The sequence below is a fragment of the Methylophilus sp. E2MeOHC9 genome, assembly GCF_058744375.1.
Window position 1 is genome coordinate 1852086 of the sequence record NZ_CP196024.1, and the last position, 11021, is coordinate 1863106.

General features: G+C 49.3%; 15 protein-coding genes. 9 read left to right on the top strand and 6 right to left on the bottom strand.

From position 1 onward, the window contains the following. Nucleotides 1–10 precede the first annotated feature (10 nt). The 3 genes from nuoN to ACSSVF_RS08995 all read left to right on the top strand — a co-directional run bounded on the left by nuoN (nucleotide 11) and on the right by ACSSVF_RS08995 (nucleotide 2393). Entirely contained in the window at nucleotides 11–1456 is a 1446-nt protein-coding gene (nuoN, locus tag ACSSVF_RS08985; RefSeq protein WP_492402959.1) for an NADH-quinone oxidoreductase subunit NuoN, read from the top strand. Beyond that, nucleotides 1456–1737 (top strand): DUF2818 family protein, encoded by a 282-nt coding sequence (locus ACSSVF_RS08990; RefSeq protein WP_492402960.1) that lies wholly within the window; start codon nucleotides 1456–1458, stop codon nucleotides 1735–1737. Before nuoN ends, ACSSVF_RS08990 begins: the two co-directional genes overlap by 1 nt. Nucleotides 1738–1859: 122 nt before the next feature. Beyond that, complete coding sequence (locus tag ACSSVF_RS08995) at nucleotides 1860–2393, top strand: phosphatase PAP2 family protein (RefSeq protein ID WP_492402962.1); 534 nt, start codon at nucleotides 1860–1862, stop codon at nucleotides 2391–2393. Nucleotides 2394–2517: 124 nt separating this feature from the next. Here the strand turns inward: ACSSVF_RS08995 and ACSSVF_RS09000 are convergent, their stop codons facing one another. Next, complete coding sequence (locus tag ACSSVF_RS09000) at nucleotides 2518–3156, bottom strand: FMN-binding negative transcriptional regulator (protein ID WP_492402963.1); 639 nt, start codon at nucleotides 3154–3156, stop codon at nucleotides 2518–2520. 20 nt (nucleotides 3157–3176) lie between these two features. Next, nucleotides 3177–3377 carry a hypothetical protein gene (locus tag ACSSVF_RS09005; RefSeq protein ID WP_492402964.1) on the bottom strand — a complete coding sequence of 67 codons (201 nt, stop codon included), beginning with the start codon at nucleotides 3375–3377 and terminating at the stop codon, nucleotides 3177–3179. A 103-nt stretch (nucleotides 3378–3480) separates the two neighbouring features. Here ACSSVF_RS09005 and ACSSVF_RS09010 point away from each other — a divergent pair, with 103 nt between their 5' ends. The 3 genes from ACSSVF_RS09010 to infA all read left to right on the top strand — a co-directional run bounded on the left by ACSSVF_RS09010 (nucleotide 3481) and on the right by infA (nucleotide 5708). Next, nucleotides 3481–4890 carry an aminotransferase-like domain-containing protein gene (locus ACSSVF_RS09010; RefSeq protein ID WP_492402965.1) on the top strand — a complete coding sequence of 470 codons (1410 nt, stop codon included), beginning with the start codon at nucleotides 3481–3483 and terminating at the stop codon, nucleotides 4888–4890. Nucleotides 4891–5176: 286 nt separating this feature from the next. After that, on the top strand, nucleotides 5177–5383 hold the full coding sequence (locus tag ACSSVF_RS09015; RefSeq protein ID WP_018985697.1) for a cold-shock protein: 207 nt from the start codon (nucleotides 5177–5179) through the stop codon (nucleotides 5381–5383). An 88-nt stretch (nucleotides 5384–5471) separates the two neighbouring features. Beyond that, complete coding sequence (gene infA, locus ACSSVF_RS09020; protein ID WP_055825931.1) at nucleotides 5472–5708, top strand: translation initiation factor IF-1; 237 nt, start codon at nucleotides 5472–5474, stop codon at nucleotides 5706–5708. Nucleotides 5709–5786: 78 nt separating this feature from the next. Here the strand turns inward: infA and ACSSVF_RS09025 are convergent, their stop codons facing one another. Together ACSSVF_RS09025 and ACSSVF_RS09030 are read right to left on the bottom strand one after the other, a co-directional pair. After that, nucleotides 5787–6035: a DUF2798 domain-containing protein gene (locus tag ACSSVF_RS09025; RefSeq protein ID WP_492402967.1), complete on the bottom strand. Its 249-nt coding sequence runs from the start codon at nucleotides 6033–6035 to the stop codon at nucleotides 5787–5789. Then, a complete protein-coding gene (locus tag ACSSVF_RS09030) occupies nucleotides 6029–6772 on the bottom strand; it encodes an SDR family oxidoreductase (RefSeq protein ID WP_492402969.1) in 744 nt (247 codons plus the stop codon). Before ACSSVF_RS09030 ends, ACSSVF_RS09025 begins: the two co-directional genes overlap by 7 nt. A 133-nt stretch (nucleotides 6773–6905) precedes the next feature. On the opposite strand from ACSSVF_RS09030, the gene ACSSVF_RS09035 reads away from it, so the two are divergent. Then, complete coding sequence (locus tag ACSSVF_RS09035; RefSeq protein ID WP_492402971.1) at nucleotides 6906–7547, top strand: TetR/AcrR family transcriptional regulator; 642 nt, start codon at nucleotides 6906–6908, stop codon at nucleotides 7545–7547. Between the two features lie 13 nt (nucleotides 7548–7560). Here ACSSVF_RS09035 and ACSSVF_RS09040 read toward each other — a convergent pair whose 3' ends face one another. Beyond that, entirely contained in the window at nucleotides 7561–8115 is a 555-nt protein-coding gene (locus tag ACSSVF_RS09040; protein WP_492402973.1) for a TetR/AcrR family transcriptional regulator, read from the bottom strand. 44 nt (nucleotides 8116–8159) lie between these two features. Then, nucleotides 8160–8891, bottom strand: a complete 732-nt coding sequence (locus ACSSVF_RS09045) for a hypothetical protein (RefSeq protein ID WP_492402975.1) — start codon at nucleotides 8889–8891, stop codon at nucleotides 8160–8162. Between the two features lie 225 nt (nucleotides 8892–9116). On the opposite strand from ACSSVF_RS09045, the gene ACSSVF_RS09050 reads away from it, so the two are divergent. Together ACSSVF_RS09050 and ACSSVF_RS09055 are read left to right on the top strand one after the other, a co-directional pair. Continuing rightward, nucleotides 9117–10163, top strand: a complete 1047-nt coding sequence (locus tag ACSSVF_RS09050; RefSeq protein WP_492402977.1) for an AAA family ATPase — start codon at nucleotides 9117–9119, stop codon at nucleotides 10161–10163. Next, nucleotides 10160–11020, top strand: a complete 861-nt coding sequence (locus ACSSVF_RS09055; RefSeq protein WP_492402979.1) for a DUF58 domain-containing protein — start codon at nucleotides 10160–10162, stop codon at nucleotides 11018–11020. Before ACSSVF_RS09050 ends, ACSSVF_RS09055 begins: the two co-directional genes overlap by 4 nt. Nucleotide 11021 lies beyond the last annotated feature (1 nt).

Sequence of the window (11021 nt, forward strand, 5' to 3'; positions counted from 1 at the left end):
ATGTTAGAAAATGGATAATATGCAATTCGATTTGCTCGCCCTGTTGCCAGAACTGGTATTGCTGGGCATGGCCATGTTTATTTTGCTGCTGGATTTATTTATCCTGCCGCAAAACCGTTCCATCATTTATGGCCTGAGCCAGTTCACACTGTTTGCGGCGGCATTCTTTACCTTTAAAACCCATACGCCTGCGGTCGGCTTTGCCTTTTCGCACATGTTCATCGACGATACGCTGTCAGATGTGATCAAGATGATGATGTACCTGGGAACGTCATTGATTTTTATCTATAGCCGTAAATACCTGCAGGACCGCAACCTCTACCGCGGCGAGTTTTACGCCATGGTGCTGTTTGGTTTGCTTGGCATGATGATCATGGTTTCAGGTCATAACTTACTGACTATTTATATCGGCCTGGAACTGCTGTCTCTGTGTCTATATTCACTGGTGGCGTTTGACCGCGACAACCCGCGCGCCTCAGAAGCCGCGATGAAATATTTTGTACTCGGCGCGCTGGCTTCAGGCATGCTGCTGTATGGCATGAGCATGATTTACGGCATGACCGGCAGCCTGGATGTCAGTGATATTGCTAATAGCATCATGCAGCAACACAAGAGCCCGATATTGATCATGGGGCTGGTGTTCCTGGTCTCTGGTATCGCCTTTAAATTTGGCGCGGTTCCTTTCCAGATGTGGGTGCCGGACGTGTATCAGGGATCGCCAACGCCCATGACGCTGTTGATTGGTTCTGTGCCCAAACTGGCAGCCTTTGCGATGACGGTGCGTTTGCTGGTACAAGGCTTGCATCCGCTAGCGCAAGACTGGCAGGATATGTTGATGCTGATGGCGATCCTATCCATCGTCATTGGTAACTTCAGTGCTATTGTACAAACCAACCTTAAGCGCATGCTGGCATATTCCACCATCTCGCATGTCGGCTTTATCCTGTTCGGCATGATGAGCGCGAATGCCAACGGCTTTGCCTCCAGCTTTTTCTACATCAGCACTTATGTACTGACCTCGATTGCGGGTTTCGGTATTATTCTGCTATTGAGCCGCCAGGGCTTTGAAGCGGAAGAAATCGATGATCTGAAAGGTCTCAACCAACGCCATCCGTGGTTTGCTTTCCTGATGTTGATCATTATGTTCAGCATGGCCGGTATCCCGCCAACCATTGGGTTCTATGCCAAGTTCACCGTATTGCAAGCTGCGTGGCAGGCCGGGTTCACCTGGCAGGTTATGCTGGCGGTATTGATGGCAGTGATTGGTGCTTTCTACTACCTGAATATCGTACGCAAAATGTATTTTGACGCGCCCGTGGATAACGCACCGCTGACTGCCCCGGTAGATATGCGTTTTGTATTAAGCGTACATTCGCTGGCATTACTGGGCCTGGGCTTGTTCCCTGAGATCCTGCTCAGTGTCTGTGGCCGTAGTTTGTTGATGAGCCTGCAATAATGTTGACCAAGTTTTTATATCTGGTATTGATGCTGTTTATGGCCAATCTGGGCTGGATCTCGGATAAATGGCTGGGTATCGCTGGTAGTATCAATCAATTATGGCAACGCTTTGCGGTGTTGTTGCCTGCCTATTTCATCACACTAGTGATCGCCTATTTCGTCGAGCAGCTGGTCATGGGCCAGGTCTGGCCTCAAGGCTGGGAGTTTTACAGTATCACCCTCTGCCTGTTCCTGGTATTTTCATTTCCGGGCTTTGTCTACCGCGTGTTGTGGAAATAGCACCACGTCATATTAGTTTCACGAATCCTTCACGATAGTTTCAAGCATCACAGTCACACTGGCTACACCTAAGTAGTCGGTTTACTCCAGCATAGCCGGGATAACCCCGGAAAGGACCTGTGATGCTAAAACTACAACAAACGTTGGGATGGGTGCAATCGGTGGATAGCCGGTTGTGTGTCAAAGTCAGTCATACCGGGCAATATCGTTTTATCCGCCACTCGTTTCGCGCTATCTCGCGCATGGGTGATGGCATGTTCTGGTACCTGCTGATGCTGGTGATCGCCGTCACTCAAGGGCAACATGGTTTATATGTTTGCCTGCAAATGCTCACGGTCGGCCTGACCGGCACTTTAGTTTACAAATGGCTCAAGCATCGCACCAGCCGCCCAAGGCCATTCCAGGTACGTCAGGATGTCTTGTTAAGCGGAACGCCGCTGGATTACTTCAGTTTCCCCTCTGGCCATACCTTACACGCTGTAGCATTCGGCATGGTGGCTGTGCAGCATTATCCTCAGTTGTTTCCGATTATTTATCCGTTTGTGGTATTGGTTGGAATTTCACGGGTGGTCTTGGGACTGCATTATCCGAGTGATGTGTTGGCCGGTGCCGGGATAGGGTATGTGTTAGTGGCACTCTATTCACCGCTGTTTTAAACTGGTTTGTCGTCGAAAAAAAACGGATGCAGTAGCATCCGTTTTTATTTGCTGATGACGACATATGGCATTTAAGCAATTGATCACTCGCGTGCGATGTCTGCGCAGCTTTCAGGTGTATCCCTTACAAATGATTGATACGGGCAATGACTGACGCCATTTCGTGATTTTGCTTTTGATCATACTCAAGTAAGCCCTGTATCACTCCTAGCTGGTTCTCAACCGTTTGATTCTGGCTGGCTTTGCATTTACTTATCAGACTGATAATCTCTATTTCAATGCCAACAATAGCGCGTATCAGTTTATCTATAAAATCAGCGGGTGCATCGTCAAGCCGCCACGGCTTTTCAAATCTGCTTTCGTGAGCTGCAGTCAGTATTTCAAGATGCGCGCGCAACCACTCGGCATCATCTATGAGCTTCAATTTGCCGTGCGCATGCACCACCACATAATTCCAGGTCGGAACCACCATGCCAGTGCGAGCCTTCGTTGCATACCAGGAAGGGGAGATATAAGCATGCGGACCATGGAAAAGCGCCAATACTTCCTTGCCCTCCATGATTTCTTTGCATAGAGGATTGGCTCTGGCAATGTGCCCGCTCAAGCTGCCTGGTGCATTTTCCTTTTGTGCAAAATGCAGTGGCAGGTGATTGGCATCAACATTATTTGATGAGGTTGATATTAGTGTGGCCAGTGGGTATGCCCGCATGATCTCGTGCAAGGCATCCGTATCGGTCTCAGAAAAATGTTTTGGTATATACATGCGGCAATGATTTAAATTGGCTAAAGCGGAATAAGTTGGCCTCTGACCAGCACAAATTGCTGCTGTGCCTGCGTGGCAGGATGACACAAGGCACCTGCAGAGATATTAGCTACGCATACGGGGCGGCTGCCATCAGAAGCGATGTTGTTTGTAGACGTGTCTTGAGGGTGTATGCATAAATAGATGCCTGCCACTGCAATACTGATGATGAAATATTTCATACGGACTCTTGTGTTTGATATATGCTGCATCATAATCATGAACACATGTACACTACATGTACAATTTATAAACAATTAAACACACTGTACCGGGTCTATTGCCATGCCAGTTACGCAAGCGCTGATTACATTAAATCCACTGGAATCTGTCCCGCTTGTTGAGCAGGTCGTGACAGGGGTCAAACAGCTGGTGGAACAGCGGGTATTGCGCGCCGGTACGAGGTTGCCTTCCATCCGCGATTTCGCCGTGCAGCACGGCATCAGCCGCTTTACCGTCGTTGATGCTTACGACAGGCTGGTCGCGCTGGGATATCTGCTCTCAAGGCGCGGTTCAGGGTTTTATGTCGCACCGCTGGCGAAAACCGAAGAAATGACGCCGCAAACGACTTTCCTGGAGCGGGCAGATGATGTGCTGTGGCTATTACACAATACTTTCAGAGATGTCCCCGATGTAGTTAGGCCAGGGTGTGGCTGGTTACCTGGCGATTGCCTGGATGAAAAAGTCATTCAAAAAAGCCTGCATGAGCTTTCCCGCAAGTCCGGGTCATTTTTAACCGCTTATGGTGATGTCAGCGGCTATCTCCCTTTACGTCAGCAACTCTCTCAAAAAAACCTTGCCGATATTGGTATCAGCGCAGATGCGCAACAGATCATCATGACCAATGGTGCATCGCATGGGCTTGATCTAGTGGCCAGGCTATTTATCCAGCCGGGCGATGTGGTGCTGGTGGATGATCCAGGTTATTACACCTTGTTTGGCTACCTGAAGTCCTTAGGTGCCAGGCTGATAGGCGTGCCTCGCCTGATCAATGGCCCGGATATCACTGTATTGCAACAGCATCTTGAGACGTATAAACCTAAACTTTTCTTCACCAATACCGTTTTACATAACCCCACCGGCACTAGTACCAGCGCTGCCATCGCTCACCAGCTATTGCAACTGGCAGAAAAATTTGGCTTATATATTGTCGAAGATGATATTTATGGGGATTTTCACTCGCAGCATGCGACGCGGCTGGCCGCACTCGACCAGCTGAACCGGGTCATTTATGTCAGCAGTTATTCCAAAACCATTTCAGCCAGCATGCGGGTAGGCTTTATTGCCTGCCATCGCGAGCTGGCAATGCGGTTGCTGGATCTGAAACTGCTCACAGGACTCACCACTTCGGAAATCAACCAGCGCATCATGTACCAGATCCTGGTAGAAGGGCGGTATCGTAAACATATTGAAAAGATACGCACACGGCTGGAAATCAAGAGGGGGCAAGTGATACGGGCGTTAGAAGCGTGTGGATTACACATTCACGCTGAACCGGCTGGCGGCATGTTTGTGTGGGCACAGCTTGCAAATGAGCGCAATGCTGCTGAAGTGGCCACCATGGCATCCAAACAAAATATCATGCTGGCACCGGGTAATTTGTTCAGGCCTTACCAGGAGCCATCCTCATGGTTGCGCTTTAACGTGGCGCATTGCGATGATCCCAGGATTTTTGCATTGCTGAGTTCGCTTTAAGTAGGAGATATTGCCAAATAGCATCTAAATCTAAGTCAATTTTGCGTGATGAATGATTGCTTTTATGCCCTGTGGGCTTTGAAAACTAATGATTTTTTTGATTTTTAAATCGTTTATCAAATTTTTGTTGCCAATCTCTAATATTCCGTGCATAGTGTGCCCTCACGAAGTTCAAGTAGTGTCGTTGTTCTATGGTTCTATCTTTTGGTGTATCGTTACTTCCCGCCATCTTGATCCTCGTTATGGGCATTAGCCCGAATTATCAATTTTCATTCAAGGATTTATTATGGTAACAGGTTCAGTTAAATGGTTTAACGACTCAAAAGGTTTTGGCTTCATCACTCCTGACAATGGCGGCGAAGATTTATTCGCACACTTCTCTGCGATTCAATCTGCAGGCTTCAAAACTTTGAAAGAAAACCAACGCGTGAGCTTTGAAGTAGCGACTGGCCCTAAAGGTAAGCAAGCTGCAAATATTCAAATCATTGAATAATTCAATGCATGTCCGCAAGGCTGATTAATCGGCCTACCGGAAAAGGGCCCGGAAATTCCGGGCTTTTTTTATTGTAAAAGGATGCTGAATGGCAAAAGAAGAATTAATTGAAATGCAGGGTGCAGTCACCGAAATCCTGCCAGATGCACGCTACCGCGTAAAGCTGGAAAACGGTCACGAATTGATTGCTTATACCGGCGGCAAAATGCGCAAACATAAAATCCGTATCCTGGCAGGTGACAAAATCACCATTGAAATGTCACCGTACGATATGGATAAAGGCCGTATTATTTTCCGTCACCTAGAACCGCGCAAGCCTTTCTAACCTGCCCGTCAGTTATATGCGAGCAGGCCTGCCAGCTGGCAGACCAGCCTCGCGCTCGCCTTTTCTACAAGCGCATGCCTAATCATTGTCTTTGATTAGTCGTTCAGTTAGCCGTAATAACCACGGCGCCACCAGCAGAATACTGATAAATACGATAGGCCAGGCCACCACAATGCTGGTCAACCATTTTTCAAACAACAACGCCACCGGTACACCATGAATGAGCAGAATAGAGATGCTCACAATATTCACAGTCACCAGTGACATCAGCACAGCGAATAGTAGTTGGCGCTTCCTGGCCACTTGTGGATGAGCGCTGCTTACCATGGCAATGCCTGGTCTTCATGAAAATAACCACCTGTAGGCCCGTTATCGTCCAGTGTCGCCAGGCGCACGGATGTTTTCCAGCTATCACTGATTTCCATAGGCGCATCAGGGCCGCCCAGATCCGTTTTTACCCAACCAGGGTGCGCAGAATTGACTTTAATGCGGCTATCTTTCAAGGCATGCGCCAGGTGGATGGTAAACATATTCAAGGCTGTTTTTGAAGCGTTGTAAGCCAATCCTTTTGCGACATCGATAGGGGAGTCGGGTGTGCTATGCAAGGTTTGAGAGCCGAGTATGCTGGATAGATTGACAATGCGTGCGGCAGGCGCGTTTTGCAATAGTGGCAGTAAGGCTTGCGTCAATGCCACCACTGCGAAGAAGTTGGCTTCAAACGTTTCTTTCAGGGTGTCCTGGTCAACAGTAAACGTGTTGTTCTGCCCGATCAGTGTTTCTTTCAATATGCCGGCGTTATTAATTAAGATATCCAGTTTGCCAAAACGCGATTGCAAGGCTTCAACCACCTCCTGAGGTGAGTTCGACAATGCAGCGTCATAGTGCAGATATTCAGCATCGATACCTTTAGCTTTTAGTTCTGCTACTGCGTTAGCACCTTTCGCATGGTCGCGTGCGCCAAGAATAATCTTTATCCCTTGTTCACCCAAATGCTTTGCGGTTTCAAAGCCAATGCCGCGGTTTGCGCCAGTGATAAAAGCGATACGTTGTTGGGAAGTGCTCATGTTGAATTTCCTTTTCATTTGACATTATTTAAATTAAATACCAATCGGTAAATAAATAATACTGTTGATGTTTAAAGGTGTCAACATATTTTATACCAAATGGTATAATAATTAAAAATTTGATCAGGTAACGATGATGAACGCATCAGTAACTCCTAAAAAACGTGGTCGGCCAGTGGCTTTTGATTACGATATTGCGCTGGAAAAAGCGATGCATGCTTTTTGGCAGCATGGCTATGAAGGGACTTCCATGGCGACCTTGATGGCTGCGATGGATATGAATAAAGCCAGTATTTATGCCGCTTATGGCAGTAAAGAGGCTTTGTTTCAGAAAGCGGTAGAGCGCTATGTGCAAGGGCCAGCGGGTTTTATCGGCTTGTCCTTACAGGCACCGACTGCCGCAGAGGTGATACATACATTACTGACGCAGGCTGCCAGTATGCTGACGGAAGAAAGTCATGCTGCCGGTTGTTTGGTGACTAAAGGTGCGCTGGCTGGTAGTGCTGAGGCTGCCAACATGCAGGCTTTGCTTAGTGGGTATAGAAATACGATAGAGCTAAAGCTAGGCCAACGCTTTGAACGTGCCAAGTCAGATGGGGATTTAGCACCTGGAATGGATACGGCAGCATTGGCTAAGCTGGTCATGACTTTACATCAGGGTATGACAGTACAAGCGGTCAGTGGAGTGAAACAGCCGGAACTGCTGGCAATGGTAACCATGGCTACGCAGCTGATTCACGCCTATGTGGGCACCGGGCAGCCGGTGGAGACATAGGCGCTATTTGAAATCAGGTGGCGTTGTGCACCAGGGTGATGGCTGCCAGTTTTGCACGTGTAGCCGCACCGGTGTTTGGTGCAAGACGTTCTACCAGGGCCGCGCCTTCAAACAATATGGTTAATTGCTGACCCAGGGCTTCCGGATCTTTGGCGCCTGCATTGCGGGCAATCTTGCATAAGTAGGTTTGCAGCTCTACCGACAGCACGGCCGAATATTGATTGATAGGGTGCTCAGGGTCTGGGAACTCCACAGCGGCAATGTGGAAGGGCAAACCGTGAAACTCTGGCTGTGTGATCCATTGCTCCAGCAGTTCACACAATTGAATCAGCAATTCAATCGATTCGGTTCTTTGTGTCGCCAGTTGCGCATTGAGCCAGGCATAAAACTTATCAGACTTCTCACGCAAATAGGCTGTGATCAGCAGGTTTTTGCTGGGGAAGTGCTTATATAGCGTGGCTTTGGCAACGCCAGCTTCCATGATAATCGTATCAACACCCGAAGCCTGGATGCCTCTGGTATCAAACAGGCTACTGGCTATGGTTAATATTTTCTCTCGCATGTTCATCACTTATCCTTTTTTCCCATCACTGGGATATCCCGATTTTTAGCTTATGGTCTTGGTAAACGTTCGCGTCCTTGCGGGCGCATGAGTTCTTGCGGATACAGGCAGCTGACGTATCCAAGCGCTTGTCGTAATTGCTCCACATGGCCGACATCTACCTTGCCTTTCGTTACAAACATGATAAACGCCTCACGCTGTGCATCAGGCAGCATCGCCGCCTGCGGCAGTTGGCAACTGCCAGCTTGCATCTTCTGATACGCCAGGTTTAACAGGCTGATGGTGACCGGATCAGCTGTACCACTCGTTTCACTTAACTGCGCTTCTTCATAGGGCGAATATTCAGAAGGCACAGGCTGGTATCCCGGCGTGGCCATCGTCATCCATACCACACAGAGCGTCATCAGCAAGCCCAAAGACAGTGAGCGTTGTAATGATTGCCCGCCTAACTGCGCATGGACTGATTGCTCAAACAGATGCCAGGCTGTGTCTTCCCCCGTTTGCGACTGCACCCGGATGGCGCCTACCGCCTGAAAAAACCATTGGTCCAGCAGGGTAGGCGATACTTCTGCCACCGAACTTTGCTGCGCCTGGTCTATCAATTGGCGGATATGCGAAATATCCTGTGCATTTAATGCAGCGCTTGCTCCAAAAGCCGCCACGCGTTGCGTGTTCCACGCTACTAAATGGTGGCGCAGCCGGTAAAACGGCGCATGCCTGCCCCATTGCTTTAACCCGAGCTGCCACAGGCCATGCAATGTGTAAGCCTTCGCTGTACGCATACAACGCTGGCCTGTCTTATTCACAATCGCTAGTACATTCACGCTGATAACCCCTAAAAATCTTCTTGCTTTTTTTTCGATGGCTGCAGTAGACTAGAAATAAGTGAACAGACCTGTCTGCATATTAGCGTGGCAAACCACAAATTGCAACCAGTTCTTTAGCACCTTTTCCAGAAGCTACTTTGGCATCATAGCCCCGGCTGAATTTGTAAACAAGGGATAACCATGACATCCGTATCAATCGAAACACAATTGACCGAGTGGCGCGACCATGCGCTGACACTCGAAAACGAAGTGAAAAAAGTAGTGGTCGGCCAGGACAAGGCGATACGTGCGATTAATATCGCCATTTTCGCCCGCGGCCACGTGCTGCTGGAAGGCGGTGTAGGCGTCGGTAAAACAACCTTGCTGCAATCGATCGCCCGTGGTTTGGGCGGTGCTTACGAGCGTATTGAAGGCACTGTGGATTTAATGCCGAATGACCTGATCTACCATACTTTCCTCGGTGAAGATGGACGCCCGAAAGTAGAAGAGGGGCCGTTGCTGCGCGCAGGTGAGCAACTGTCAGTATTCTTCTTTAACGAGATCAACCGCGCCCGGCCACAGGTGCACGCACTGATGTTACGCGTGATGGCTGAACGTCATATCAGCGCGTTCAAAAAAGAATATCGTTTGCCGCACATGCTGGTGTTCGCTGACCGAAACCAGGTGGAAAAAAACGAAACTTTTGAGATTCCGTCAGCCGCGCGTGACCGCTTTATGATGGAGATCCCGATCGAGATTCCAGATGACCGCGCGCTACGCAAAGCCTTGATGTTCGATGTGAAGTTCCAGCATGCCGAGCGCCTGACGCAGCAAGTGAATGCGGGTGTATTGGCTTATGATCAACTGAATGCTTTCTCCGATGTATTACAAAGCCATATCCGTTCTAGTGATGTGCTCGAAGACTATGCGCTGGATTTGTGGGAATCCACACAGAAACCATCTGCCTTCGGCATCCAGCTCGACAGCGTGGATGTCAATCGCCTGATCCATACCGGCGCCAGCCCTCGCGGCATGGGGATGCTGTTGAAAGCAGCGCGCGTACATGCCTGGCTGATGAACCGGGATAGTTTGTTCCCGGAAGATATTCATGCGGTGTTCCATGAAATCATTGCGCATAGACTGGTGCTCAACCCAATGTTTGAGAGCCGCCGCACCGAGTTGTCGCGTGAACTGACCAACCAGATCCTGGCTTCAGTCAGCGTGCCTGCCAAGGCTAAAGCAGCATGATTCCAGACTACGCCCAGCCTTTTTTCTACCAGGTGCCCTGGCGTTCAGCCAGCGTGCACACGGGTGAGCACCTGGGCATACAGCGTGGTCCGGGTGATGAATTCAGCAAGCATGTCTCACTGGTTGATTATCCGGATGCCAGGCGTGTGGATTTACGGCAAACCATACGTGACCCTTACGAGCAGATTCAGGTGCGCGTATTCAAGCAGGAAGCTTCTTCGCCGCTGTATGCCGTATGTGACCTATCTAGTTCCATGCAGTTTCAGGGGCAGATACGCAAGCTGGATACGGTGAAAGCCGTGGCGGCATCGATTGCCTGTTCAGCGCATGAGAATAGCGACCTGTTTGGTTTAGTGAGTTATGACCAGCATGTGATCCCGCATCTGAGTATGCCTCCCGGGCATCATGCGCATCAGTCGTTTGCCACCATTGCCGAACTCGGTGATTTTCGCAGTGCCCGCCGTGATGGCAGTGGCATCGTCGAAGCGGCAGGCTTATTAGGCCAGCAAAAAGGCCTGGTGTTCTGGATTTCGGATTTTCATTTGCCATTGTCGCTGATAGAGCATGGCTTGAACCTGATGGCCAATCACCAGATCATTCCCATCGTGTTGTGGGATCCGCTGGAGTACCAACGTTTACCGCGTTTTGGTTTTGGCAATCTGCAGGACCCGGAAACTGGCGAGCAAAAAACTATTTTCTTCCGTCAGGCTATCCGCGCGCAGTTCGTCGAGATGTTTGAACAACGTAAACAGGCGCTGGATCAACTGTTTGCGCGGTTTGATATCCGGCCTCTGTATGTCGATGGGCGCTTTGAAGCGGCCTTGCTGTCGGACTATTTTGAACAACTTATCCATTAGA